This window comes from Rhizobium fabae, assembly GCF_003985135.1.
GTDB lineage: Bacteria > Pseudomonadota > Alphaproteobacteria > Rhizobiales > Rhizobiaceae > Rhizobium > Rhizobium pisi.
On the sequence record NZ_ML133654.1, the window covers coordinates 264475 to 289634 of the forward strand.

20 protein-coding genes and 2 pseudogenes are annotated in these 25160 nt (G+C 61.1%); 13 read left to right on the forward strand and 9 right to left on the reverse strand.

All coding sequences use genetic code 11. The annotated features are described in order from the left end of the window. Positions 1 to 47: 47 nt before the first annotated feature. Genes EFB14_RS21760 through EFB14_RS21775 form a run of 4 tightly spaced genes read left to right on the forward strand, consistent with a single transcriptional unit; the run spans position 48 to position 5030 of the window. The gene (locus EFB14_RS21760; protein ID WP_126828844.1) at positions 48 to 884 is read left to right on the forward strand and encodes an ABC transporter ATP-binding protein; all 837 of its coding nucleotides are present in this window, start codon (positions 48 to 50) and stop codon (positions 882 to 884) included. Then, on the forward strand, positions 871 to 1884 hold the full coding sequence (locus tag EFB14_RS21765) for an ABC transporter substrate-binding protein (RefSeq protein WP_245438276.1): 1014 nt from the start codon (positions 871 to 873) through the stop codon (positions 1882 to 1884). Before EFB14_RS21760 ends, EFB14_RS21765 begins: the two co-directional genes overlap by 14 nt. Position 1885: 1 nt before the next feature. Next, on the forward strand, positions 1886 to 2650 hold the full coding sequence (locus EFB14_RS21770; protein WP_126828845.1) for an ABC transporter permease: 765 nt from the start codon (positions 1886 to 1888) through the stop codon (positions 2648 to 2650). A gap of 10 nt (positions 2651 to 2660) precedes the next feature. Then, positions 2661 to 5030 (forward strand): DUF3604 domain-containing protein, encoded by a 2370-nt coding sequence (locus tag EFB14_RS21775; RefSeq protein WP_126828846.1) that lies wholly within the window; start codon positions 2661 to 2663, stop codon positions 5028 to 5030. Between the two features lie 355 nt (positions 5031 to 5385). Here the strand turns inward: EFB14_RS21775 and EFB14_RS21780 are convergent, their stop codons facing one another. From EFB14_RS21780 to EFB14_RS21795, 4 genes are all read right to left on the reverse strand, one after another. Continuing rightward, entirely contained in the window at positions 5386 to 6954 is a 1569-nt protein-coding gene (locus tag EFB14_RS21780) for a gamma-glutamyltransferase family protein (protein WP_126828847.1), read from the reverse strand. A 72-nt stretch (positions 6955 to 7026) separates the two neighbouring features. Further along, entirely contained in the window at positions 7027 to 8508 is a 1482-nt protein-coding gene (locus EFB14_RS21785) for an FGGY-family carbohydrate kinase (protein ID WP_126828848.1), read from the reverse strand. A gap of 10 nt (positions 8509 to 8518) precedes the next feature. Next, the gene (locus EFB14_RS21790; protein ID WP_126828849.1) at positions 8519 to 9319 is read right to left on the reverse strand and encodes a BtpA/SgcQ family protein; all 801 of its coding nucleotides are present in this window, start codon (positions 9317 to 9319) and stop codon (positions 8519 to 8521) included. A gap of 67 nt (positions 9320 to 9386) precedes the next feature. Beyond that, positions 9387 to 10238 carry a DeoR/GlpR family DNA-binding transcription regulator gene (locus tag EFB14_RS21795; RefSeq protein WP_126828850.1) on the reverse strand — a complete coding sequence of 284 codons (852 nt, stop codon included), beginning with the start codon at positions 10236 to 10238 and terminating at the stop codon, positions 9387 to 9389. 156 nt (positions 10239 to 10394) lie between these two features. Between EFB14_RS21795 and EFB14_RS21800 the strand changes: the two genes are divergently transcribed. Then, positions 10395 to 11180: an SDR family NAD(P)-dependent oxidoreductase gene (locus tag EFB14_RS21800; RefSeq protein WP_125844442.1), complete on the forward strand. Its 786-nt coding sequence runs from the start codon at positions 10395 to 10397 to the stop codon at positions 11178 to 11180. A 41-nt stretch (positions 11181 to 11221) separates the two neighbouring features. After that, positions 11222 to 12370 carry an ABC transporter ATP-binding protein gene (locus EFB14_RS21805; protein WP_126828851.1) on the forward strand — a complete coding sequence of 383 codons (1149 nt, stop codon included), beginning with the start codon at positions 11222 to 11224 and terminating at the stop codon, positions 12368 to 12370. Positions 12371 to 12431: 61 nt separating this feature from the next. On the opposite strand, the gene EFB14_RS21810 is transcribed toward EFB14_RS21805, so the two are convergent. The 3 genes from EFB14_RS21810 to EFB14_RS21820 all read right to left on the reverse strand — a co-directional run bounded on the left by EFB14_RS21810 (position 12432) and on the right by EFB14_RS21820 (position 15636). Next, positions 12432 to 13250: a carbohydrate ABC transporter permease gene (locus EFB14_RS21810; protein ID WP_125844446.1), complete on the reverse strand. Its 819-nt coding sequence runs from the start codon at positions 13248 to 13250 to the stop codon at positions 12432 to 12434. Beyond that, positions 13247 to 14188: a carbohydrate ABC transporter permease gene (locus EFB14_RS21815; RefSeq protein WP_126828852.1), complete on the reverse strand. Its 942-nt coding sequence runs from the start codon at positions 14186 to 14188 to the stop codon at positions 13247 to 13249. The genes EFB14_RS21810 and EFB14_RS21815 overlap by 4 nt, the downstream gene beginning before the upstream one ends. Positions 14189 to 14349: 161 nt before the next feature. Next, a complete protein-coding gene (locus tag EFB14_RS21820; RefSeq protein WP_125844450.1) occupies positions 14350 to 15636 on the reverse strand; it encodes an ABC transporter substrate-binding protein in 1287 nt (428 codons plus the stop codon). Positions 15637 to 15854: 218 nt separating this feature from the next. Here EFB14_RS21820 and EFB14_RS21825 point away from each other — a divergent pair, with 218 nt between their 5' ends. The 5 genes from EFB14_RS21825 to EFB14_RS21845 are packed head-to-tail and all read left to right on the forward strand — an operon-like array spanning position 15855 to position 22187. Next, on the forward strand, positions 15855 to 17306 hold the full coding sequence (locus EFB14_RS21825) for an NAD(P)-binding domain-containing protein (protein WP_126828853.1): 1452 nt from the start codon (positions 15855 to 15857) through the stop codon (positions 17304 to 17306). After that, entirely contained in the window at positions 17303 to 18340 is a 1038-nt protein-coding gene (locus tag EFB14_RS21830) for a questin oxidase family protein (RefSeq protein ID WP_126828854.1), read from the forward strand. The genes EFB14_RS21825 and EFB14_RS21830 overlap by 4 nt, the downstream gene beginning before the upstream one ends. An 18-nt stretch (positions 18341 to 18358) precedes the next feature. Further along, positions 18359 to 19558 (forward strand): amidohydrolase, encoded by a 1200-nt coding sequence (locus EFB14_RS21835; protein WP_126828855.1) that lies wholly within the window; start codon positions 18359 to 18361, stop codon positions 19556 to 19558. A gap of 37 nt (positions 19559 to 19595) precedes the next feature. Then, positions 19596 to 20945 carry an 8-oxoguanine deaminase gene (locus EFB14_RS21840; protein ID WP_125844458.1) on the forward strand — a complete coding sequence of 450 codons (1350 nt, stop codon included), beginning with the start codon at positions 19596 to 19598 and terminating at the stop codon, positions 20943 to 20945. Positions 20946 to 20954: 9 nt separating this feature from the next. After that, positions 20955 to 22187 (forward strand): amidohydrolase family protein, encoded by a 1233-nt coding sequence (locus EFB14_RS21845; RefSeq protein ID WP_126828856.1) that lies wholly within the window; start codon positions 20955 to 20957, stop codon positions 22185 to 22187. 106 nt (positions 22188 to 22293) lie between these two features. Here EFB14_RS21845 and EFB14_RS21850 read toward each other — a convergent pair. Continuing rightward, a pseudogene (locus EFB14_RS21850) lies at positions 22294 to 22430 on the reverse strand (ISNCY family transposase); the annotation flags it as partial. A gap of 107 nt (positions 22431 to 22537) precedes the next feature. Here EFB14_RS21850 and EFB14_RS21855 point away from each other — a divergent pair. Then, positions 22538 to 22771: pseudogene (locus EFB14_RS21855) on the forward strand (hypothetical protein); the annotation flags it as partial. Between the two features lie 329 nt (positions 22772 to 23100). On the opposite strand, the gene EFB14_RS21860 reads toward EFB14_RS21855, so the two are convergent. Beyond that, positions 23101 to 23919 (reverse strand): alpha/beta fold hydrolase, encoded by an 819-nt coding sequence (locus EFB14_RS21860; protein WP_126828857.1) that lies wholly within the window; start codon positions 23917 to 23919, stop codon positions 23101 to 23103. 259 nt (positions 23920 to 24178) lie between these two features. Between EFB14_RS21860 and EFB14_RS21865 the strand changes: the two genes are divergently transcribed. After that, entirely contained in the window at positions 24179 to 25102 is a 924-nt protein-coding gene (locus EFB14_RS21865) for a LysR family transcriptional regulator (protein WP_125844464.1), read from the forward strand. Positions 25103 to 25160 lie beyond the last annotated feature (58 nt).

A 25160-nucleotide genomic window follows, 5' to 3' on the forward strand; every position in this document is an offset into this window, starting at 1 on the left:
TAAAATGTATTATCGCATTACGCCTTTGTCTATGGAAATAGTCGTCTATGGAAATTGTCACCCCTTTTCACCCGCCGGCCGTGCTCTCGGTCGATGGCATTGGCTTCACCTATAAGAACGGCCGCGAGGTCTTCCGAAATTTTTCGCTGACAGTGAAAAAACGAGAATTCGTGGCGCTGCTCGGCCCCTCCGGTTGCGGCAAGTCCACCATGCTTAATCTGCTTTCGGGCTTCCTCAAGCCGACCGCGGGGAGGGTATGTATCAACGGTCAGCCGGTCTTTCCGGAGATGCAGGCGCTCGGCTATGTTTTCCAGACTCCGAACCTCTTCCCATGGCTTTCGGTCGAAGACAATGTGTGCTTCGGGCTTAAAATGGCTGGCAAGAATGCCGTTGAACAGCGAGAAAAAGCACGCCAGTATCTTTCCCTTGTCGGCCTGGAGGCGGTGGCGCGCGATCTTCCGCACCAATTGTCGGGCGGCATGCGCCAGCGCGTCGCGCTCGCCCGCACGCTCGCCCTTGAACCCGACATTCTGCTGATGGACGAACCTTTCGCGGCTCTCGACGCGATTACCCGCATCCAGATGAATGAGGAATTGCTGCGGCTCTGGTCGGAGCTCAGCCAGACGATCATCTTCATCACTCACGATATCGATGAAGCTGTCTTCCTTGCCGACCGCGTGGTCGTTTTAGGCCTTCCTCCCAATGGTATCGACAGCGAGATACTCATCGATCTGCCACGCCCGCGGGACCGTCACAAAGTCCGCAGCACTGCCCGTTTTGCGGATTATGGGGACCAGCTCATGCACCGGATCGGCGCAATCACCCAACTCGGACAATCAGCCTCCCTCAATCACTCAGGAGCTCGTCAAAATGCAGGCCCTTAAGACGATGAAAAGAACTATTCTCGGCGCCGCCATGGCGCTGCTCGCCGCGCCGGCTTGGGCAGGGGATGCGCAGCCCCTGCGCATCGGCTGGGTTTCCGCCATGGCCAACGCGCCCGTCCTGATCGCCGAGAAGAAGGGTTTCTTCAAGGAAGAAGGACTTGCGGTCGAGCTCAGGTCATTCGGCGATGGGCCGGTGATCCAGCAGGCGGTTGCTTCCGGCGATGTCGATGTCGCCTATGTCGGTGCTCCGCCAGTCTATCAGTGGTTTGCGCGCGGACTCGACAGCGTCATCCTCGCCAAGGTCAACTACGGTCAGGCAGCTCTCGTTGCCAAGGCATCCGGCCCGATCCGTACACTCGCCGATCTTAAGGGACAGCGATTGGCCGGCGTCAATCGCGGTAGCGGTATGGATGTGCTGCTGCGGGGCTATATCCTCAAAGATGTCGCCAAGCTCGATCCGGAAACCGATCTTCAACTTTCGCAGATGCCAGCCGGCAATATGAATGCGGCACTCGACACCGGTGTGGTCGATGCGGTTTTCGAGTGGGAACCTTTCATCAGCCAGTCGGTCTTGCGTGGCGCAGGTCGGGTTGTCTTCGATGTCAATGAGGCCCTGCCGCATTATCCCTGGTACGTGGTTGCATCGACGCGCAAGGTTGCCAACGAGAGGCCGGACGATATCGTCAAGCTCTTGCGCGCTCATCATAAGGCAATCGCTTTCCTCAGCGAGCATCCTGATGAAGCCGACAAGATCATTGCCGAGGCCTTCAAGCTGGAACCCGTGCAGTCTGCCGATGGCAAAGTCGTACCGGCGCAAGCGATCGTATCGGAGGCGCGCAAGCGGCTTGGCTGGTCCGATGCCATCGAAAGCGCCGATCGTGCCTTCATCCAGCGGCTGATGGATTATTCGCAGACGCTTGGCATTCTTTCCCAACCATTGAAGGCTGACGACGTCATTGATACCGCCCTTTGGGCGCGGGCAACCGGTGAGCAGAACTGAAATGTCCGGATTGATCGCGTGGCCAAAACCCTCCTGGAGCTGGGCATCGCTTCCGGCTCTGGGGGTCGTGTGGTGCCTGGCTGCAAGCCAGGTTCCGTCCTATGTGCTGCCTCAGCCATGGGATGTGGCATCCGAGGCCGGACGCTGGATCGGTTCGGGAGATCTCTGGCGCCAGGTGGCGGCTAGCCTGTTGCGGGAAACCGGCGGTTTCCTCGCCGCTACGCTTGCAGCGCTGGTGCTCGGTACAACAGCTGCGCTTTCGATAGGGTTTCGTGCGTTTATAAGTCCGCTCAATGGGCTGTTCATGGCGATACCGCCCATTGCCTGGGCGCCGCTGTCGATGATCTTCTTCGGCATCGGCTATCTGTCCATTGCGGTCGTGATTTTCATCGCTGCCGTTTTCCCGATGGCAACGGCGATCCAGGAAGGTGTGCTGACGATCCAGGGCGGCGAAGTGCGCGCCGCCAGAACATTGGGCGCCAGCAAGCTGCAGCTCTTGCGGCACGTCTACCTGCCGGCGTCGCTTCCCTTCGTGACCACGGCGCTGCGCATCGGCTTTTCGCAAGCTTGGCGAGCGCTTGTTGCCGCCGAGATGATCGGTGCGTCTCAAGGCATCGGATGGATGGTGGCCATGGGCGGACAAACCGGAAATTCCAGCGAGGTGCTGCTCGGCGTCTCGCTGATCGGACTTATCGCCTGGCTCATGGAGAGCCTGGTGTTTCGACGGATCGAGCGCCGCTACGAAAACTGGCGCGGACAACAATGAGGCTAAAGCTATGTTAACGAATTCGAACCGCCAGCCGGCGGCACGGGACGCCGGTGCCCCAAGCGGTCTTTCCGATCATATCAAATCCTTACCGTTTCTTGGCCGGCTGAGCTGTGATCGCAAGACGTTGACCGCGGGCGAATGGACAGAGTTGAGCCTGGTATACGAAATCGGTGCGGTCGGGCTTGCCGATGGCGCGTGGTTGAAGCTAGCCTTCAAATTCTATTCCGACTGGGCGCTTTTCCAGACCTCCGATCCAACTGGCGCCAATTATGTCTCGGCGGAATATCATGCGGCCGCCCCGTTTTCCGGCCAGAGTCCGGCGACGGTGAGGGGGTTGAAGGTCCGCTTCGATCAGAAGGGACATGAGCGTCCTTTCCAGAAGGCAATCATCATCGATGTGGTCGACGGCTATCTCAATCCGGGTGATCGTATCATCATTCGTCTCGGCGACCGGCGGCAGGGTGGTGCCGGCACGCGGGCGCAAACTTTCGTCGAGAAGAACTTCCGCTTCCGGATGTTCATCGATCCGCTCGGCAGCTCGAAATTCGCCGAAGTTCCAGGCGATTGCGCCATCGATATCGTTCCCGGCACGCCGCACGCGATCAACCTCATCGCGCCCCGCCTCGCCGAACCACGGCAGCCTGTCCGCGTTCTCGCACGCGTCGATGACATATGGGGAAATACCTGCCGCGACCGGGTGATCGACGGTCGCGTGATTTTGAGCTGCCCGGATGGCAGCACGCGGGAAGAGAGGCTGGCTTTCGCGTCGGAAGGCTGGGCAGCTACGGAGATAGCGCTATCGTTCGGGCAAAACGGCGAATGGCGGCTGCGAGCCGAAGCTGACGGCGTTCAGGTTGAGCCGGCGATTGCCTATGTCCAGGTCGAGCCGCTGAAAGGCGGATATCATCTCTACTATGCCGATCTCCACGTCCATTCCGAGGACACGGTCGGCACCAATGATACCTACTATAATCTCAGCTATGGTCGCGACATCGCCGGTCTCGATATCGTCGGCTATACAGTCAATGATTTCAACATCACCGAAGCGAAGTGGAATGAAGCGGTCGGACTGATCGGCGAGTTGAACGAGCCTGGACGTTTCGTCTGCTATCCCGGCACCGAATGGTGCGGCAATTCTGCCGCCGGCGGAGACCGGAACGTCGTCTTCCTGAGGGACGGCAAGCCCCGGTTCCCTTTCGACGACGAGGGCCGCTCCGTGCGCTCCTTCGAGTGGAACGAATTCACCGCTGGCACGATTCGGCCGGGGGTTTGGCCGGTTGATGAGCTCTGGGCGGCCTATGCCGACGATCCCGAGGGCCATTTGATGATCCCGCATGTCGGCGGCCGACGCTGCATTTTCGATTGGCATCACCCGGAGCTCGAACGCCTGACCGAAATCTCGTCGGCCTGGGGACAATTCCATTGGAACTATGTGGATGCACTAAGCCGCGGGCATCGGCTTGGGGCGTCTGCCGCCAGCGACGAACATCAGGGCCGCTGTGGCGGCGGCGCACCGGCGACGGCAGCATTCGGCTCACGTGGTGGCCTGACCGGGGTCTTTGCCGAAACTCTGGACCGCGCTTCGATCGGGAAGGCCCTGCGCGCGCGGCGTACATTCGCCACGACGGGCGAACGCTGCTTTGCGAGTTTGCGTCTCGGCCAAAGCTGGATGGGCGAAGTCGTTGCCGCCGATCCTGCTCAGCCACTTGTCTATCGCCTGCTGGGCGACAAGGGGTGGGAAGAGATGAGCCTCTATGACGCGGATCGCCTGATATGGACACGGAACCTGCATGAGGAGGCCGGGTTTTCAAATCGCCGCGTGCGTCTGCGGTTCGGCGGCGCGCGGATCAAGGATCGCTACCGTGCAGCCTATTGGGAAGGCGAGATAGCCGTAACCGGCGCAGCGCTCCTTGGCCACCGCGGCGTAGGATTTGACCATCCCGAACAATGCGCCTGGCGAAGGGATGCGACGACCATAGGTTTTCGGTCAGCGACCCATGGCGACGTGGACGGCGTCGAACTGTCGCTTTCGGACGTTGTCGGCAGCCGGATCGAAGTCCGCGCCGATCTTTATGGCTATGTCAAGATTGGCGATCCACTACAGCCGCCGCCGCACATCGATGCGCCGTCAATCAACCTTTCGGTCTCAGGCGCCGAACTGCTCGCCTCCGGCGCGATCAACCTGGATATTCTCGGCGTCGAACTCCGGATTTCCCTGGAATGCATTACCGAGAAGTCGTTGCCACGCGATCTGGAAGGAGAAATCGGCATCGCCGCCCTGCAACTTGCGAAGGGACGGGAGCATCCGTTGTTCATCACCGCACGGCAGACCGACCAATCACGCATCTGGACGTCTCCGTTATTTCTCAGTCTGTGACGGAGTGCCGAGGCGTGGAGCGCTGCATTGCCCGCCATCTCGTTGCCCGGTACCTTGCGCTTCGACAAGGAGGCGACGGATCGTCAGCTGCAAATAGCAGCGAGACTTCCCAAACTCCAAAGTGAAGGCTTGGCACCGCGCATGCGGAAATGGAATGTACCCACCGTGCTACATACCGTGTCAAAGCTGATTAGAGGCGCGACGTCGCCAGCCAGTTAGAAACGCACTCGGCACCTCTGGCGTCGCCGACCCCCGATCCGCCCGGCTGTCCGGGTTGCAAGGAAGGAGCGGGGGCGGGGTGAGGAACACCCTTCGGCTCACCCAGAGATCTATCCTCTTAAAGAAATCTTGTTCTTCATCGATCAATGTCGCCGGAAGAGATTCCGATCGCCAATCCGTCGCCACGTGGGTCATGCGCACCGGTCGCCAGGCCGTCCTCGTCGATGGCGATGGCCCCTGCCTGCCCCGCAAGCGGACTCTTCGCCTCGATAGGCGACACCGCATGGCCTCTTGCGGCTAGTTCGGCAAAAACGCCCTCGCCGGTATCGCTTTCTAGCTTCAGACTGTCGCTGCTGTCGGAAAAGGTCTTCCCAAGCAGAAAGCGTGGGCCAGCCAACGCTACTGCAGGTTCCTCACCGAAATCGATCAGTCGGGTCAACACCATCGCAAGCGTTTGCGGCTGCCCGTCGGCGCCCTGTGTGCCGTAGAGCAAAGCCGGCCTGCCGCTGCGCAGGCCAAGACCGGGATTCAAGGTATAGAAAGGACGTTTGCCGGGTGCGATGCCATTGACATGCTTGGGATCGGGCGAAAAGGCTGCCCCGCGGTTCTGCCACAGAATACCCGTATCGCCGACGACCACTCCGCTCCCCCAGTCGAAATAGGTGCTCTGCAAGACGCTGACGCTGCCGCCCTCAGCATCGGTTGCGGCGAAGAACACGGTATCGCCGCTGCGAAAGGGTGCCGGCCACGCGAGTGCGCGCACGGGATCGATGGAGGCCGCCGCCTGCGCAAGATGCTGTGCGCTCAGCCATTCCGTCACCGGCTGCGGCACGACATCGGGATCGGCAATGCCGCCGCGGTCGAGGAAGGCGCGCTTGACGGCTTCTACGCAGAGATGCAGGTGGTCGGCGCTGCCGGCCTGATGGGCGGCAAGATCGAAATGGGCGAGAATCCCCATGATCGCCAGCGTCGACAGACCCTGTGTTGGCGGCGGCGGCGCAAGCAGCTCGAATCCGCGATAGGAGAGACTGATGGGTGCGACCTCGCGCGTTTGGGTCGCGTCAAGGTCGTCGCTGGTCAGCGGAGAACCCGCAGCCTTCAGCCCCGCCGCGACCCTCGCGCCGAGTTCGCCCCGGTAGAAGGAACGTGGTCCATCCCGGCCAATCAGCGACAGCGACCACGCCAAATTCTCCTGCCGGAACAGACTGCCGGTTTCCGGCGCCGCGCCACCTGGCATGAAGAGCGCGGCAAAGCCCGGCCAGTTGGCGGCCTCCGCCTCCCGGAAGGCAAGCCAGAAACTCTGCGAGCGTGTGATCGGAAAGCCCTCTTTCGCATGGCGGATCGCATCAGCAAGCAGGGCAGCAAAATCGATCCTTCCACTCCAGTGCCGCGCGGAATAGTCATGCGCATGCCGCCAGGCATCGACGGCGCAGGCCGAGGTCAGCGCCGAAAGCGGACCGCGCAGCGGGATGCTCTCGTCGAAATCCGGCAATTCCCGCGCCGCCTGCCCAATGCCGAGAAAACATGTCTTTCGCCCGCTACGATCGGCAACGAGCCAGACAGAATCGCCTCCAAGTCCGCAGAAATGCGGATAGACGACTGCAATCGTGCTGCCGATGGCGATCGCAGCCTCAAGCGCATTGCCGCCGGCCCGCAGGATCGCCGCACCCGCCTCACTCGCCAGCGCATGCGGACTTGTTACCATGCCGCCGCGTCCGGCCGCCTGCCTCGTCGGAGCCTGGTCTGCCTGTATCATCGCGCTTAAATTCCGCTGCGTCTATGGTCTGTAGAGCGAACGATAGGTCCGATAGCCCACGTTATAAACTGCCGCATTGTCGGGATTGGGCACGATCCTTTCACCCCGCCCGACAAAGGCGGTCACACCGGACCAGTCTTCGGTCAGTCCGGCGCCGATCGCCGCTGCCCAGGCAACACCGAGGCAGGAGCCGGGATGGCCGGTCAAACCTTGTAGTGGCTGCTGCAGCACGTCGGAAACGATCTGCATCCAGATCCGGCTCTGCGATCCTCCGTCAGAGACCATGAAACGTGTCGTCGGGTGACCGATATCGTTCAGCACGTCGATATGATGGCGCAGCGCATAGGCATAGGCTTCCAGCATCGCCCGCCAGAGATGGCCGATATGATGCGAAAGCGTCAGTCCTTCGATCAGTCCGCGCGCGCCGGCATCGTGAATCGGTGTCTTCTCGCCGAGGAAGTAAGGCAGGATCGTTAGCCCGTCCGCGCCGGGCGCGCATGCCGCGGCCAGCCGGTCAAGATAGCGGTGCACGGGTATTCCTTCTGCCTTTGCGGCGATCTCCTCGCGTCCGGCAAAGGTGCTGATGAACCAGTTGAGCCCCGAGCCGCCGGTCGACATGCAGCCGTTCGGCATATAGAGCCCCGGCACCAGGTGATAGTCGAGGAACATGCGAGGGTCGGGCCGCACGACATCCGTCGCCGTCAGAATATCGACGGCACCCCCGAATTTCAGCAGCACGTCGCCCGCCTTGTTGATGCCCGCGCCGAAAGCCGACGCGATCATGTCGGCTGCCCCGCCGATAACAGGCGTTCCAACTGCAAGCCCTGTCGCCTTGGCGGCTTCGTCCGTCACATCGCCAAGCACCTCATGCGACACCACCTTCCCAGGAATGGCATCCCGCCGAATTCTCGCAAGGCCGATCAGTTCGTCGTCGAGATTGCCGGTATTAATATCGACGAAGCCCGCTTCCAGCGCCCAGTTCTGTTCGATCGCCTTTTTGCCGGTCAGTTTCCAGTTGATGAAATCATAAGACCCCATAACCGTGGCAATGCGACCGAAGGTCTCTGGCTCGTGTCGGGCGATCCAGCGCAGTTTTGCTGTCACCAGCTGCTGGTTGATACCGTTTCCCGCTGTGGCGAGAAAATCCGCCTCATCCCACTCGGCCTTAAGTTCCTCGACTTCCTCGCCGCAACGCCCGTCGCTCTGCTGGATGCTGGGCCTCAGCACCCCGCCGGCGTCATCAAGCAGGACGACGGCCGGCAGCATTCCGGTCACGCCAACGGCCGAAATTTGTCTGGGCTCGATCCCGCTCGTTGCAATCAGTTCCATGACGATCTCGCAGACATTCGCCCACCATTGCGCCGGGTCTTCCTCGGCCCAGCCATGCCGCGGCGAATGAAGTGTCGAAGGCCGAGAGGTGAGCCCGAGCACGCGGTTCGGCAGCTCGATCAGGATGCCGATGGTGGAGGTAGTGCCGATATCGAGGCCGAGCGTGATGGACATGGCGGTTCCTTCAGCGCAGCGTCTCGACGATCTCCATGAAGCGCTTTACCCGGTCGCTGTCGACGGGGTTCCACGTATTGCCGTTCACCTTGAAATGCGTGCCGATAATGACGCCGCTGGCAACGCTCAATATGTCGCGCACATTATCCTTGTTGACTCCGGTATTGGCAAAGACAGGAACGTTCTTGACGGTTTCGCAGACGCGCCTCAGGTCCGATTGATCGACTGCCTGTCCAGTCAGCGGCCCCGAAACCAGGATGGCGTCGGCGAGCGACGAGAATATGGCGCTCTTCGCCCTGAGTTCAATCGGGCGCTGGTCCAGCGAATGTGCAAATTCCGCGTTGATGTTGAAGAGCATCTTCATCTCGTCGCGGCCGAGACTGTGCCGCAGCCGCGACGCCCTGGCGCAATCCGGCTGCCAGATGCCCATGTCGGAGGCGAAGACGCCGGTGAATATCTCGCGAACGAAGCTCGCACCCGTCACCGCGCCGATCGCAACGCTTGCCGAGGGATCCCAGAGATAGTTGACGCCGAACGGCACGGTCAGATGCGGCTTCACCCGCTCGACGATCGAGGTCATCGCCGCCAGCCCTTCCTGCGGCGCCTGAAAAACGTAAGGCCGGTCGTTCTCGTTACCGAACATGATCGCGTCGACACCGCCGGCTTGCAGCTTCTCGATATCGCAAAGCACGTCCTCGACGAGCTTGGTGAGCCCGCCGGCGGCGTCATAGGCGGGCGAGCCGGGCAGGGCGCCGATATGCGCCATCGCGATGACCGCCTTCTTCTTTGTGCCGAAAAAGTCGAAGACCATGTGAGAACTCCCTGAAGAGGAATCGAGTGGAGGGCATCCGCCGGGGACGGATACCGGAAAGGCTAAATCAAAGCAGCGGCTGCTCCTCGGGCGCTATTCGCACCTCGACACCGGCGGCGGCGAGCGCATCGGCAAGGTCGGTCGGCGGCATGGCATCGGTTATCAGCATGTCGAATTGCTGTAGCGGCGCGATATGCACCAGCGACATGCGCTTGAACTTGGTGGAATCGCAAAGCACCACCTTCTGCGTCGCGCGGCGCAGATAGACCCGCTTCATGTCGGTGTCCTCGAAGGAATAGTCATAGATTCCCTGCGCCGTGATCCCGGACACGCCGACGAAGGCGATGTCGAACCAGAGCTCCTCGAATTGCGAGACGGCCGATTGGCTGCTGATTGCCATTTCCTCGCCGCGCATGCGCCCGCCGGGCAGGTAGACCTCGCCGAAACCGGTGCCTAGCTGTATGGCGTTGCGCACGCTGTTGGTGAAGATCTTCGTATGCGGCTGGTTGAGCAGCAGGCCGGACAGCAAATAGGTGGTGGTGCCAACGTCGAGCGCCAGGGTGCGCGCACCGGCAGCAACGCCTGCCGCCGCCATCGCGATTGTCCGCTTCGAGGCGGCATTGCGCGTCAGCCGGGATTCGAATGTCGGTTCCTCGCGATCGACCGTTTCGCTGACGATCGGCTCGAGGGCGTTGCCGCTACGCACCGCTCCGCCATGCGTGCGCACCAGCCTGCCGTCCTTTTCGAGTTCAATCAGGTCGCGGCGGACGGTCATTTCGGAAACGGCAAGCTGGGAGGCGACATCGCTGACGGAGACCGCGCCTTTGCGCGCCAGTGCCTCCAGGATGCGCGCATGCCGCACCTGGGCCAGAACCTTCGGTTTTTCCGCTGCGGCGACCATCTGCTGTTCCGCGTCCATAATACGTTCTCATCCTCCCGCAGCCGCAGCTCGTGGCTGTCTGATTGTTGCTTACTATGTACCGAATGACTCGAACAAATTCAAACATAAATTTCTCTTGTTGTGTATGGTTTTGTTGATATATGATCGGCGATGTTTCTATTCTATGAGGGCGGCATGCAATCTCCGAGCTTTCCAGAACTATCCGGCAAGCGTGCGATCGTAACCGGCGGTGCGGCGGGGATAGGACGTGCGATCGCGACCGCGCTCTCCCGCCAGTCGATCCAGGTGGCGATCTGCGACATTGACCTGGCTACCGCCGAACGGACGGCTGCCGAGATCGGCAACGGCACCACCGCGCATGCGATCGACGTTCGCAAGCGCGCCTCCGTCGAAGCGACATTTTCCGAGGTGGCGGAGAAGATGGGGGGGTACGATATTCTCTGCGCCAATGCTGGCGTCTCCACCATGCAGCATGCGTTGGAGCTGACCGACGAGGAGTGGGACTATAATTTCGACGTCAACATTCGCGGCATCTTCCTGACCAATCAGATTGCCGCCCGCCGTTTTACGAGCGCAGGCACCGGCGTCATTGTCAACACCGCCTCACTTGCGGCAAAGATCGGCGCGCCGCTGCTCGCTCATTATTCCGCCAGCAAGTTTGCCGTGCTCGGGTGGACGCAGGCGCTCGCCCGCGAGCTTGCGCCTTCGGGTATCCGCGTCAACGCCGTCTGCCCAGGTTTCGTCAAGACCGGCATGCAGGAGCGCGAGATCGCCTGGGAGGCAAGCCTGCGCGGCGTCACGCCCGAGCGCGTCGTTACGGATTATATCGCGCAGACGCCGCTCGGACGGCTGGAAACGCCTGAGGATGTGGCCGATGTGGTCGTTTTCCTCTGCTCGAATTCTGCCCGCTTCATGACCGGGCAGGGGGTCAACGTCACCGGCGGCGTCTACACGACCTGATCCGCAGGATCCACAGGCCTTCTGTTCAGCAAGGAAAGAGCATGGCTGAAATCGTCTTCGACCAGATCAGCAAGAGCTACGGCGATAGTTATGCGGCAATCCGCAATCTGAGCATGACCATCCGCGACGGCGAATTCCTGGTCCTTGTCGGTCCCTCCGGCTGCGGCAAATCGACGGCGCTGCGCATGATCGCCGGCCTCGAAGAAATCACCGATGGCCGCTTGACGATCAACGGCGCTGTCGTCAACGATCTTGCCCCGCGCGATCGCGATATCGCCATGGTCTTCCAGTCCTACGCACTTTACCCGCATCTGACGGTCGCCGAGAATATCGGTTTCGGCCTTCGTGTGCGCGGCCTCGACAAGGCCGAAATCGGCCGCAAGGTGCAGGAGACAGCGAAGCTCCTGGAGCTCGAGGACTATCTCGCCCGCAAGCCTGCTCAACTCTCCGGCGGCCAGCGCCAGCGTGTCGCCATGGGGCGGGCGCTTGCCCGCAGCCCTCAGGCATTCCTGATGGATGAACCGCTTTCCAATCTCGATGCTCGCCTTCGCGGCCAGATGCGCGCCGAAATCGCCCGCATGCAGAAGATGTCGGGCATCACCACGGTCTATGTCACCCACGACCAGGTCGAAGCCATGACCATGGGTGATCGCGTCGCCGTGATGAAGAGCGGTGTTCTGCAGCAGCTCGGCACGCCGCGTAGCCTATATGATCGGCCGGCCAATCTCTTCGTCGCAAGTTTCATGGGCTCGCCGGCGATGAACCTGCTGGCGGTCGAGCTCTTCGCGACGGAGAGCGGCCCCGAGGCACGCTTCGGCCAGACCTCCATTCTGTTTTCGGGCGAGGTGCTCGCCGAGCGGCCGCGTATCGCCTCCGCCGCCGGCCGCGCCGTCGTGCTCGGCATCCGTCCGGAAGCTTTCCGACCGGTCGATACGGGTGGTTTGGCTGGGACTGTTGCCTTCGTCGAGGATCTCGGCGCCAACCTGCTCGTCCATGTCGATGTCGAGGCTGCCGACCGGTTGAAGTCGCTTTCGGCCGAGGAGGATGACGTGACGCTGTCGGCGCCGCGCCTGCGCGTCATCATTGACGGCACCAGCCGCGTGAAGATCGGCGAGCGCTTGTCGCTTGCCGCCGACCCCGCCCGCATCCACGTATTCGATGCCGCGACCGAAGCGGCGCTGCGCGCCTGAGCGGAGCATGATGCTGACACGTGCGAGCGGTTTTCACACGACGCCATGCTGTCATTTGGATCTAATGAATGCCCTTCGTCAGACCTTGCACGAAATAGCGGTTGAGAAAGAGAACGATCAGTACGATCGGGATCGTCGAGAAATGCGCCAGTGCGCCGAGCGTGCCCCAGGTGATGTCCTTCGTTCCATAGGCTGAAAGCAGCGCCACTGAGATCGGTTTGGAATCGAGCCGGGTGAGGAACATGGGATAGAGGAAGTCGTTCCAGGAAAACATCAGGCAGAAAAGGGTGGAGGCCACGACGCCCGAGCGAACCGCCGGCAGTGCCACGCGCCAGAACGAGCCGAACAGCGTGCATCCATCCGTCAGCGCCGCTTCTTCCAGCTCCTTCGGCAGGCTGCGGAAATAGGAAAACATCATCCAGGTGACGAAGGCCGAGTTCAGCATCGCGTTGATGAGGACGACGGCAATCCAGCTGCCGAGCAGCCCGATGTCACGCATCATCAGATAGAAGGGGATCAGTGCTGCCACCGCGGGCACCATGCGGATCGCCATGAAGAAATAGGCAACGGCAATAGCGTAGCGACTGGTCGAACGCGCCAGCGCATAGCCCGCGGGCACACCGAGCAGCAGCGACAGGACGACGGAACCGCCGGCGATCAGCAGGCTCGAAGACACGAGGCTCCAGACGTCGAACAGACGGAACACCGTCGCGAACTGCTCGAAGGTCGGCACGAAAGTCAGTTTCGGCGGGATCGAGAAGATGTCGCGTGACGGCTTGTAGGCGGTCGATGCCAGCCACAGGAAGGGAAGCAGGAAAAAGGCGAGCATGACAAGGATGAAGCCGCGCTCGCCGATGCGGCTGAGGGTGCGCGTGCTCATCGCCCGTTCGCCTTTCTGTCCGCCTTGCGGATCAACAGGATGAAGCCTGCCGCGATCACGGCGATGCAGATCAGCGTCAGGTTTGATATCGCCGAGGCGCGGCCGATATTGAAGAATTCCAGTCCCTGCTTCACTGCATGCAGCATCAGCGTGTTGGTTGCATTGCCCGGTCCACCGCCCGTCGTCACGTAGACGCTGTCGAAAACCCGGAAGGCGTCGATGGTGCGCAGCGTCAGCGCCAGAAGGATCGAAGGCAGCATGAGCGGAATGATGATGATTCTCAGACGTTGTAGCGCCGTTGCTCCATCCACTTCCGATGCCTCGAGAATATCGCCCGGCAGTGCCTTCAGGCCCGCAAGCAGGATCAGCGCCACCAGCGGCGTCCATTCCCAGATATCGACGAAAATAAGGGTCGCCAGCGCCGAGCTCGGATTGGCGAAAAGGCCGCGCGGATCGGAAATCCCGAACTCGGCGAGATAATAGCCGATGAGCCCGTAGTCGGCGAGCAGCAGTGCCCGGAAAATAAGCCCGACCACCAGCGGCGTGATTGTCACCGGAATCAGGATCAATGCCAGGCAGATCCGGTTGAAGCGGTCGTCGCGCCAGAGCGCCAGCGCAATGGCAAAGCCGAGCAGCAGTTCGACAGTCACGGCGCCGACGGTGAAGATGACGGTATTGACGAAAGCCCCGCGCGTCACAGCGTCGAAGAGAAGATCGACATAATTGCTGAGCCCGACGAAATGCGTTCGCCCCGGCTTCAGCAGATTGTATTCGTAAAGGCTGAACCAGATGCCCTGCGCCAGCGGCCAGACGCCGATGACGAGCACATAGATGATGGCCGGCAGCGTCATCAGGGTGAAGAACAGCCGCCTGCGTTCAAGATAGGAAACGCTCAAGGCCGCAGAGGGCTTCAGCGCGGAAGTGAGGGATAGGGTCACGTCATGTCCATCAGGTTCCTGGTTCGATGCGCGCTACCGGGATCGAGCCCGGGAGCTCGCCCAATCATGAGGCCTGAGGCGCATCGGATCAATGTCTGGAAACGGCGAGGCCGCGACTTAGGCCGCGGCCCCAGCGGAGGAGATTGTTTTGTCAACCGCTATCAGAAGAGCTTCGCAGCGGCTTCCTGGGCGGCGTCGAGCGCCTTCTTCGGATCGGCATTGCCGACGAGCACATCGTTCACGGCGGTGCCGAGCAGGTCCTGAATCTCGGGATATTGCGGGATGCGCGGACGATATTCGCCGTCGCCATGCTCGAATGTCTCGGCGATGACAGGCAGGAAGGGGAACTTCTTTAGCAGATCGGGATCAGTCATCTCGCTCTTGCGCAGGAAGCTGCCGGCGCCCATCATGTTGAATTCCTTGTGTACCGGCGGGCTGACCAGCCACTTGATGAAGGCCCATGCGGCTTCCTTCTGCGTGTCCTTGATGCCGGCGTTGATCGCCATGCCCCAGCCGCCAATGCCGTAGAGCTTCGGCAGGCCTGCGCCGCGCGGCGCCGTTGTGATCGCCACCTTATCAACGATCTTGGAAATCGCAGGATCATAGTAGCCGGGCGCGCCGACCGACCATGTCTGCATGCTCGCGGCAATGCCCTGGCGGAAGCTTTCCTCACGTCCGCCCCAGTCATAACTAACGGCGCCGGGAGGTGCCGCTTTCATGAAGAGATCCTTGTAGACGGTCAGGCTCTTGATATTGGCTTCCGAATTCAGTGCCGGTTTGCCGTCGGAGCCGAGGATCGCACCGCCCATCTCGGTATTGTACTGCATCCAGTCCTGTGCGACCGCCGGGCCTTTCTGGCCGTTGGCGACGAAGCCGTAGATATTCTTGCTGGGGTCGGTCAGCTTGTAGGCAGCCGCCACCATTTCCTCCATCGTGGTCGGCGCCTTCAGGCCGGCGGCGTCGAAGAGATCCTTGCGATAGGCAAGCACGTTGGCATAACCGGCAAAGGGAAAGGCGACCTGCTTGTCGCCCCAATGGCCAAGCGCATTGAGAAGCGTCGGATAGATGTCGTCGAGCTTCAGTTCGGCGGCGTCGCGTTTCATCCAGTTGGTGAGGTCGACGGTGTATTTGTTTTCGGCATATTGGCCGGCCCAGACTATATCCATCGTCACGAGATCGTAGCCGCCGGTGCCGCCCACGAAATCCGTCGTCGTCTTGGTCAGCAACGAGCCATAGTCGAGAATATCGACCTTGACGGTGGCGCCCGTCTCCTCGGTGAATTTGGGGGCGATGGCAGCCAGAACCGCGGCGAACTGATCGTTCTGGGAGGCAAGCGTGAGCGTGATGCCTTCGTATTTCTTGTCAGCGCCGATGGCGGAGCCCACAAATGCGACCGAGACGAAGCCCGCGATCGCCAATTTTCGTGTGAGACTTCTGAGCGATTTCATGTTTGCTCCCCTTTCTTAATTGACTTGGGCACTATACATCAAACAAAATCGCACTCAAGCGCACTTGACAAAAAATCGTAAACATTAAAAATCACAAATTAGAACATATTCGCGCATAAATGTCCATATTTTGTGCGCGTTGCTTAAAAAATGGCAGGGGATTGATCATTCCCTGCGCGTCTATACTGCCCAGTCCAACGCGCACGAGCTGCACATTCATGAAGACAACGCCGGACGAGCGCTTGAGGGCGCTGGAACTTCGCGCCCATGATGAGATGGCGCGCGTGGAAGCGCTTTGCGCCGACTGGCCGAAGCTAGTCGACGAAGACCGCCACGGCCTCCATTCGGTCGTCATCTGTGGCGCCGGCCTCTCCGGCCTGTCAATCGCCTTCGCCCTGAAGCGGCGCGGTATCAGGTCCGTTCATGTGATCGATCAGAGCGAAGAGGGCCGCGAAGGCCCCTGGATCACCTGCGCCCGCATGCAGACCCTGCGTTCGCCGAAGTATCTCTCAGGCCCGGACCTCGGCATCCCGAGCCTGACGCTGCGCTCCTGGTACGAGGCGCTGAATGGCGCCGACGCCTGGGACGCGCTCGACAAGGTCAGCCGCCAGGATTGGATGGCGTATCTTATGTGGTTTCGAGGGACTGTCGGCATCGACGTCGAAAACAGCACGATGCTTTCGTCGATAGATCCGACGGAGGGCGGACTTGCTCTCACGCTGACAAAGGGTGACGGCACAAGCCGTACGATGACCTGCCGCCACCTTGTGATGGCGACCGGCATCGACGGCTGCGGCGGCCCACGGATACCCGCGATGGTCAGGGCGCTGCCGAAATCGGCCTGGACGCATAGCAATGAGCCGATCTCTATCGATTTTCTCGGGGGCAGAGATGTCGCGATTCTTGGCGGCGGCACATCAAGCTTCGACTGGGCGGTGGCGGCCCTGGAGACCGGAGCCCGAGAGGTGACCATGTTTGCGCGTAGCGCCGATTTGCCGCGTACGGAGGTTCTCGCCTGGACCAATTTTCCCGGTTTCCTCGGCCATTTCGCCGACCTGCCGGATCTGGAGCGCTGGCGCTTCGCCCATCTCTACTTCAATTTCAAGGTGCCGCCGACACAGGAACAGTATGACCGGGCCTGCCGCCACCCTGGTTTTATCATGCAGCTCGGCTGCGGCGTCCGCGAACTCTCGATGGACGGCGGCAAGATCAGGCTGACGACTGCAAATGGCATCTTCCACGCAGATCACCTTCTGCTGGGCACCGGTTACGAGATCAATTTCGCGCTCAGACCCGAGCTTGTCGGCCTCATCGAGGCCACTGCAGTTTGGAAGGACCGGTTCCAGCCGCCGCAGGGAGAAGAGAATGCGATGCTTGCCGGCCATCCCTATCTCGGCCCTGGTTTCGAACTTATGCCAAGACATGCCGAAGCCGGCTGGGTCTCGCGCATCCATATGTTCAATGCCGGCGCGCTGGCGAGCCTCGGCCCGATCAGCAATGGCGTCACCGGTCTCAAATACGGCGTGCCGCGCATCGTCGGCGCTTTGGTGAAAGCGCTGTTCATCGAGGACTCCAACCGGTATCTTGAAGCATTGGCCGCCTATGACGAACCGCATTTCGATCCTGGCATAGACGAGGACGTCACGACATCAAGGGAGGTTTTGGCATGAGCAGGGCTGCCGCTTTTCAATTTTCGGGATTGGAGACCATCCTTTCGCGGGCACGCGAGGACAGCGTCGAATTTCCCTATCTGCTCGCCAACCACGTTCCGATGGTGCTGATCGCGCTTGATCGCCTCGGCGCCTCGCCGGAACGGCTGGAACAGTGGTACGAGCAGTATCGCGAGGGCAACAAGCTTCCGCCGATGCCGCCCCCGGTTGCTCCTGTTATCAGGACAGCTTGGGACGAGGCGCTTGGCGATCGCGCGCGCGAGGCGGATTACCGTGCCTTCTTCATCGGCGAAACCCGCCGCCTCGGTATCGGTGCCGTAATCCGCACCTATCTGCCTGCCATGGTGAACGGCCTTGCTGGCAGCGCCACACATCCGCTGATGCGTCTTGCCTATGGTGTCCTTAAGAAGGACAACGAGGAGGTCGGCACCGCGCTCGGCTATTGGGCGGCCTGCTACCTGCCCCTTCCTCCCGCGACCGGTACCGCTCCGGACACGGACGATCCGGCGAGGGTGCTTGTCGATGTCGGCCATATCGAAGGCATCCGCAGCTACGAGCCTGAAACCGATCTGCTTTGGCATAATATCCGCGCCGTCGCCGCACTTCCGGGCTTCCGCCATGTCGTCGACCGCCTGGCTTTCAGCGCCGATACACCACGCCGCATGGCCGCGACCTCGCTTGCTCTCTTCGCCGGAACCATGGATTTCTCCGCGCTCCATTCCGTCACCGGCATGCATTGGCTGCGCCTCGTGTCTCCGCACCTGGAAAATGCCGAGCCCTTCTATCGTGCCTTCTGGCAGGTGATCGCCTCGCTGGTGCCGAAGATCGGTTTTCCAGCACTCCCCACCGCCGAGGCACTAGAAGAAATGCGCAGCCGACAAGCGCCCGCCTGGGCAGAGATCAAACGCGCCGCGATTGCTTCGGACGACGAACACGACGTCAGCCTTGTCTTTTCCGCCCTGCAGGAGGAAGAGGTGTGGAAGGATCCGCTCTATCGCGTCGTCGCGGCACGCAGGGTCGGGCTGATTGCATAGCGGATGATGGAAGAATAGATGACGCCGAGCCTCGTAGTCGAAAACGCCAGGACCGAAGCCGGCGAGATCGTTTCGCTCATTCTTGAAAATGACCGGATCGCCGCGATCGGTCCGAATGTGGCGGCCGGCATCGGCTTTGCTGCAGTGCCACGTTTCGATGCTGCAGGCGGCCTGCTCAGCCTTCCCTTCGTCGACGGCCATATTCACCTCGACAAGACACTGATCGGCTTGCCTTTCATCCCACATATCCCGGGCGATACGGTCGCCATGCGCATCGAAACGGAGAAATCTCTGCGGCGCACGGTGGCTCTGCCTATCGAAGTCCGTGGTGGTGCCCTTTTGGAAAGGCTCGCCGCCTACGGCACGCTCTCCGTGCGTAGCCACGTCGACATCGATACCGAAGTTGGCCTGAAGGGCCTCGAGGCGGTGCTTTCATTGAAACAGAGCCATGGTCATCTCGTCGATATCCAGACCGTTGCCTTCCCGCAATCCGGCGTGTTGCGCGATCCCGGCACCGCGGGGCTGTTAGATGCGGCGATTGCCGCCGGTGCCGATCTCGTCGGCGGCCTCGATCCCGCCGGCATTGACAACGACGTAACCGGCCATCTCGATGCGATCTTCGCCATCGCCGGCAAATACGGGGTTGGGCTCGATATTCATCTGCATGACGGCGGCGCACTCGGCGCCTTCGAGCTTCGCCAGATCGCCGACCGCACGGTCGCACTCGGCCTCGAAGGCAAGGTGGTCGTCAGCCACGCCTTCTGCCTGGGCGAGTTGGAAGATGCCGATTTCGGCAGTACTGCCGCGGCACTCGCTAGGTCGGGCGTGGCGATCATGACCAGCGCCCCGGGGCCCGTGCCCATGCCCCCGGTCAAGCGGCTTGCCGCCGCCGGCGTCCGGCTCTTTTGCGCCAACGACAATATCCGCGACGCCTGGTCGCCTTTCGGCAATGGAGACATGCTCGAGCGCGTCGGCATTCTCTGCGATCGCCAGGATTTCCGTGCGGATGAGGATCTGGCTGCGGCCTTCCGCCTTGCGACGGAGGCGCCGGCCGAGATCCTCGGCCGCCCTGTCGGGCCGCTCCAGGCGGGCTCGCCTGCTAATTTTGTCATCTTGCCTGCCGCGTCTCTGGCAGAAGCCGTTGCCGCCCGTCCTCTTGATCGCACCGTTTTCCGCGGCGGCGCCATCATCGCCCGCAACGGCCGGCTGGTCGTCTGATTTTTCCGTCAATGTATGGCGCATGGGAGCATTGTCGATGAAGGGTCGTCTCTGGATTCAATCGCCGCTCGCCATCATGGCCGAGGGCGCGGAGGGCGGCATCGTCGTCGAGAATGGCCGTATCGTTGAGCTGATCACGGCCGGCCGGCAGCCTGCGGCCCCCGTCGATGCATGTTTCGACGCCGGCCGGCACGTCGTTATCCCCGGTCTCGTCAACACCCATCACCATATGTTCCAAACGCTGACGCGCGCCCATCCGGCCGCGATCAACAAGTCGCTCTGGCCATGGATCCGCGCGCTCTATCCGGTCTGGGCGACGCATATGACGCCCGAAGCCTTCCGCCTTGCAGTCCGTCTGGCGCTGACCGAGCTACTGATTTCCGGCTGCACCACCACCTCGGACCATCACTATCTCTACGCCGCTGGCCTCGAAGACGCGATGGATGTCGAAGCCGAGGAGGCAGCTCGCCTCGGCATGCGTATCACGCTGACGCGAGGCAGCCTCAACATCAAAGACCAGCAGGGCGTCATTTCGCCGGCCAATGTCGTGCAGGACGACGACGTGATCCTGGCCGACAGCGAGCGTGTGCTTTTGCACTATCACGACCGCTCCGAAGGGGCGATGACGCAGGTAGCGCTCGCGCCCTGCGCGCCGTTCGACGTCACGCTGGAGCTGATGCGCGAAACGGCGGCACTGGCGGAACGCTACGATTGCCGGCTCCACACCCATCTGGTCGAGACAAGAGCGGAGGCCGAATTCTGCCGCAGCAAATTCGCCTGCACACCCGTTGAATACCTAGATCGCTGCAACTGGCTGAACCCACGCACCTGGCTCGCCCACGGCATCCATTTCGACGATGCCGAGATCACCGAACTCGGCCGGCACGGCGTCGGCATCTGCCATTGCCCAACCTCCAACATGGTGCTTGCATCGGGCATGTGCCGCACGTGTGAGCTGGAAGCCGCAGGCGTGCCGGTCGGTCTCGGCGTTGACGGCTCCGCCTCCAACGACAATTCCAACCTGATGGAAAGCGTGCGCCATGCGCTGATGCTGAATCGGCTGACCTATGGCGCCGAAGCCGTCACTCATCTGGACGCGCTGCGCTGGGGAACCGCCGGCTCCGCGAGGCTGCTCGGCCGCGACGATATCGGTACGATCGCGCCAGGCCATCAGGCGGACCTTTCCTTCTACAAGCTTGATGAATTGCGTTTCTCCGGCGCCGGCGATCCGCTCGCCGCCCTGGTGCTCTGCGGCGCCACGACGGCCGATCGCGTCATGATCGCGGGCGAATGGCGCGTCACCGACGGCATGCCTGCGGCCGTCGATATCGAGGCGCTGATCGCCGATCACAACCGCGTCGCCCGCAATTTTCTTCTGTCGGTTTGAGGAGGCCCCATGGCGATCGATTTTGTCATCCGCAATGCCCGACTGCCGGGCATGATCGAACCGACGGACATCACCTTCGAGGCGGGCCGCATCGCGGCGATCGCGCCTCATTTCGTCTGCGACGCACCGCACTATGATGCGGGGGGGAAACTCGCCTGCGGCGGTCTTATCGAAACCCACATCCACCTCGATAAGGCTGGCATCATCAGCCGCTGCAATCTCTGCACCGGGACGCTCGCGGAGGCTGTCAGCGAAACCTCCCGGGCCAAGGCCGCCTTTAGCGAGGAAGACGTCTATGCCCGTGCTGCTGCAGTGGTCGAAAAGGCAGTCCTCAACGGCACGAACCGGCTGCGCACCTTTGTCGAAATCGACCCCCGCGCCGGCTTCCGTTCATTCGAGGCGATCAAGCATCTAAAGGCCGACTATACCAGCCTTATCGACATCGAAATCTGCGCCTTTGCCCAGGAGGGCCTAACAAACGATCCGGGAACGGAGGCGATGCTGGAACAGGCGCTGAGGACAGGTGCCGATCTGGTGGGGGGCTGCCCCTACACCGATCCGGAGCCCGCCGAACACATCCGCCGCATCTTCGACCTCGCCATGCGCCACGACGTCGCCGTCGATTTCCACCTCGATTTCGACCTCGACCCCTCAGGATCTAATCTTCCGACTGTCATCGCCGAGACTGTCGCGCGCCGCTACCAGGGACGCGTCTCGGTCGGCCATGTCACCAAGCTCTCGGCACTGCCACCGGAAGAGCTGGAGACGATCGGCCGCCGTCTTGCCGAGGCCGGTATCGCATTAACCGTCCTGCCGTCCACGGATCTCTTCCTGACCGGCCGTAATTCGACCCATCTCATCCCGCGCGGCGTGACGCCCGCCCACCGCCTGGCAGCGCTCGGCGTCGTTACAACCATCTCCACCAACAATGTCCTGAACCCATTCACGCCCTTCGGCGACGTCAGCTTGATGCGTATGGCCAATCTCTACGCTAACATCGCCCAGATCGGCACCGCCGATGGCCTCGACGGCGTCTTCGCTATGACCACGACGCAGGCTGCCACCCTCCTAGGAACCGAGGGCTACGGCGTTGCAATCGGCAACGCCGCAGATGTCGTCCTCTTCGACGCCTCGTCGGCTGCCGATGCCGTTGCGATCATAGCGCCCGCGGTCACGGGCTGGAAAAATGGCCGCCAGAGCTTCTTGCGGCCGCGCCCTCAGCTTTTCGTGCGCGAAGGTTAATTTGGTCAAGTCAACATCAACGCTGTGCCTGCCGCCCGCCAGCGGACGATCTCCAACTTTGCAGAAACAGGACACTTTATGCCAAGTGCAACATGGGCGTGTATAGGGGCAGGGAATATCCCTTCCACCGCACATCCAGGCGACTATCCGCATAAGCGTAGGTGTCGACATAGCGACCGGCCAAACCGCGCGTCACCTCGGTCTCCTCCAGCATGATCTCTTGCGTTCAAACGAAAACGTCAGGTGTTCGATAGCCGAGGCATTTGCGTGGCGTACGCGGCCGAGTTTGCCGAGAAGACGTTCAGCCAGCTTGAAGGATTCGGCAGCTATGGATTCCCGGAATCCCATGCGCGATCGCCGAGCAGCAGGAACCTGAGGTCGTCCTCCGTCAAATGACGGAAGGGCAACGTGTCCAGGACTACAGTCATGTCGGGTTGACGCTACGCGAACACCCCGTCGCCTTCCTTCGGAAGACCCTGACGGAGCGCCGGATCGTCACTTGCGCGCAAGCTATGAACGCACGGGATGGTCGCTGGTTGATGACCGCTGGCCTCGTCCTCGTCCGGCAGAGACCCGGCAGCGCCAACACCGAGGGACATTTTCGTTCCGGACCTTGATATTGATCAGCTCAAGGTGAAGAGCCGGATCTTCCATTAAAGGAATGTACCACTTGCGGCCTACCGCTCCACCGAGCACGGCTTTTAAATGGCAACTTTGCGCCCCCCCAATTCAGCCGTTCAGACACTATGTTCAGTGTCCCAAAAGCTGCCATCGAGCTGAGCGCCATAAAACTCAAAGACGGCAGCAACGCCAACCATGCTGGCATGTCGATGGCGACAGGTGTCACCCGGCACTGCCGGGTGACAGATCGTCCGGCCGACGTTGGGTGAAGGCCGCGGTCCGGTCGATGTCGTCAAGACCTGATGAACGAGAGCAGGTCGGGGTTGAGGACATCTGCATGTGTGGTCAGCATGCCATGGGGGTAGCCCGGATAGGTCTTCAGCGACCCGTTCTTGAGCAGGTCGACCGCACGCGGCACAGAACTTGCGAACGGGACGACTTGATCGGCCTCGCCATGCATCACCAGCACCGGCACGATGATCTTCTTGAGGTCTTCGGTGTAATCTTCCAGCCAAGAGTCGACAGTCGCGTAGTGAGCGAGGGCACCGCCGGCCATGCCTTGGCGCCACCAGTTCGCAATGATTGCCTCCGAAGGCTTGGCCCCATCGAGGTTGTAACCGTAGAACGGGTTCTCAGGGACGAAACGGTAGAACTCCGCCCGGTTGCCCAGCACGCCCGCGCGGATCGCTTCGAACCACTCCGGCGGCTGACCGGACGGGTTGTTCTCGCTCCGGTACATGTTCGGCGTCAGGGAAGCGACTAGTACCGCCTTCGCGACCCGCTCCGGGTGGCGGGCGACATAGCGAGCTACCTCACCGCCACCCGTGGAGTGCCCGATATGGATCGCGTCGCGCAGGTTGAGGTGTTCAGTCAGGGCCGCGAGGTCGGCAACCCAGTGGTCCATGTCGTTGCCGGTGCTGGGCTGGTCGGACCGGCCGTGGCCGCGCCGGTCGTGGGCGATCACCCGATACCCGTGCTGAAGGAAGAACGTCATCTGGGCATCCCAGTCGTCCGCTGTCAGCGGCCAACCGTGGCTGAAAACGATCGGCTGGCCTGAGCCCCAGTCCTTGTAGAAGATGTTTACGCCGTCCGTGGTAGTGATTGTAGGCATTGAGTCGCTCCATCTGCCTCGTTAAACATTCATTTGAAGATCATAATCAATCAATTAGAGCCATTCTTCCACGCGCTACTACAATAGGCTTTTAGACATTTAGCGTTTCCTCTCCGATTGGACAGAGCTGGTTGCGAAATACTCCGATGAAGCGCGTTCGATTAGATCTCGAAATCGCGACGTTAATTAAAACCCCCTTTTATCAAGGGCAAATACCTTGTACGTTCGAGCTATGCCTTAAAGGTATAGCGAGGGCCCGATGGAACTGAGGCATTTGCGCTATTTTGTTGCTGTTGCGGAGGAGGGAAGCTTACTGACCGCAGCAGAGCGGCGGCTTCACACTTCCCAGCCCTCACTCAGCAGGCAAATTCGCGATCTGGAAACCGAAGTCGGCGTAAAACTGTTGGAACGGCAGTCGCGCGGCGTGACGCTCACCGCCGCCGGTAAAGTGTTTCTTGATCACGCGCGGCTGGCGTTATTGCAAGTCGAGGCGGCTGCGGAAGGGGCCCGGCGGGCAGAACGGCCGGAAAAGCAGTCGTTCGTTATCGGTTTTCTCGCAGGGCAAGAGGTCGTGTGGCTACCCCATGCATTGCGCATCATTCGCGAGGAAGCGCCGGAGGTTGAAATCATATTGTCCAGTCAGTCTTCCCCGGACCTTGCTCTGGCACTGATGCGAGGCAAGCTGGACGTCGCTTTCCTTCGCCCCGAGACGCAGAGTGTTGGTGTGTCCTTCAAGTTTTTAGCCAAGGAGCCACTGATCGCCGTGCTGCCGGCGGACCATCGCTTGACGTCGCGCAAAAAGATCCGGCCGCAGGACCTTGCCCGCGAAACTTACGTCAGTTCGGCTAGAATTTCTCCCGTATTGCAATCCGTGATCCAAGATTACGCGTCGAACGTTGGGATCACACTCAAGGCAGAGTACGAAGGCGAAGGCCTACCATCAGCAATGTCGCTCGTCGTGTCTACGGGTGGAATAACGCTCATTCCGCTTTATGCGCAAAATATGCTGACGCCAAATGTCGTTGCTAGAGCACTTGAGGGTGTGCCTCCGACAATTGATCTCACCTTAGGATACAACGATTCAAATTCCTCACCTTTGCTCCGCCGATTTTTGTCTCGTTCTGATGAATTAGTCGCCAACGTACAAAATCAGAGCATCATCCGCTATGCCGAGGTTCCATAGTGGAGATCAAGCTCATGCGATTTCTGCTTGTTGGCGTGCTCCCGAATTTTGTTCAGCA

What these genes read in the sequence shown, in the direction of transcription:
- EFB14_RS21760 (WP_126828844.1), top strand. Translation starts at nt 48, where the DNA reads ATGGAAATTGTCACCCCTTTTCACCCGCCGGCCGTGCTCTCGGTCGAT.
- EFB14_RS21765 (WP_245438276.1), top strand. Translation starts at nt 871, where the DNA reads ATGCAGGCCCTTAAGACGATGAAAAGAACTATTCTCGGCGCCGCCATG.
- EFB14_RS21770 (WP_126828845.1), top strand. Translation starts at nt 1,886, where the DNA reads ATGTCCGGATTGATCGCGTGGCCAAAACCCTCCTGGAGCTGGGCATCG.
- EFB14_RS21775 (WP_126828846.1), top strand. Translation starts at nt 2,661, where the DNA reads ATGTTAACGAATTCGAACCGCCAGCCGGCGGCACGGGACGCCGGTGCC.
- EFB14_RS21780 (WP_126828847.1), bottom strand. Translation starts at nt 6,954, where the DNA reads ATGGTAACAAGTCCGCATGCGCTGGCGAGTGAGGCGGGTGCGGCGATC.
- EFB14_RS21785 (WP_126828848.1), bottom strand. Translation starts at nt 8,508, where the DNA reads ATGTCCATCACGCTCGGCCTCGATATCGGCACTACCTCCACCATCGGC.
- EFB14_RS21790 (WP_126828849.1), bottom strand. Translation starts at nt 9,319, where the DNA reads ATGGTCTTCGACTTTTTCGGCACAAAGAAGAAGGCGGTCATCGCGATG.
- EFB14_RS21795 (WP_126828850.1), bottom strand. Translation starts at nt 10,238, where the DNA reads ATGGACGCGGAACAGCAGATGGTCGCCGCAGCGGAAAAACCGAAGGTT.
- EFB14_RS21800 (WP_125844442.1), top strand. Translation starts at nt 10,395, where the DNA reads ATGCAATCTCCGAGCTTTCCAGAACTATCCGGCAAGCGTGCGATCGTA.
- EFB14_RS21805 (WP_126828851.1), top strand. Translation starts at nt 11,222, where the DNA reads ATGGCTGAAATCGTCTTCGACCAGATCAGCAAGAGCTACGGCGATAGT.
- EFB14_RS21810 (WP_125844446.1), bottom strand. Translation starts at nt 13,250, where the DNA reads ATGAGCACGCGCACCCTCAGCCGCATCGGCGAGCGCGGCTTCATCCTT.
- EFB14_RS21820 (WP_125844450.1), bottom strand. Translation starts at nt 15,636, where the DNA reads ATGAAATCGCTCAGAAGTCTCACACGAAAATTGGCGATCGCGGGCTTC.
- EFB14_RS21825 (WP_126828853.1), top strand. Translation starts at nt 15,855, where the DNA reads ATGAAGACAACGCCGGACGAGCGCTTGAGGGCGCTGGAACTTCGCGCC.
- EFB14_RS21830 (WP_126828854.1), top strand. Translation starts at nt 17,303, where the DNA reads ATGAGCAGGGCTGCCGCTTTTCAATTTTCGGGATTGGAGACCATCCTT.
- EFB14_RS21835 (WP_126828855.1), top strand. Translation starts at nt 18,359, where the DNA reads ATGACGCCGAGCCTCGTAGTCGAAAACGCCAGGACCGAAGCCGGCGAG.
- EFB14_RS21840 (WP_125844458.1), top strand. Translation starts at nt 19,596, where the DNA reads ATGAAGGGTCGTCTCTGGATTCAATCGCCGCTCGCCATCATGGCCGAG.
- EFB14_RS21845 (WP_126828856.1), top strand. Translation starts at nt 20,955, where the DNA reads ATGGCGATCGATTTTGTCATCCGCAATGCCCGACTGCCGGGCATGATC.
- EFB14_RS21860 (WP_126828857.1), bottom strand. Translation starts at nt 23,919, where the DNA reads ATGCCTACAATCACTACCACGGACGGCGTAAACATCTTCTACAAGGAC.
- EFB14_RS21865 (WP_125844464.1), top strand. Translation starts at nt 24,179, where the DNA reads ATGGAACTGAGGCATTTGCGCTATTTTGTTGCTGTTGCGGAGGAGGGA.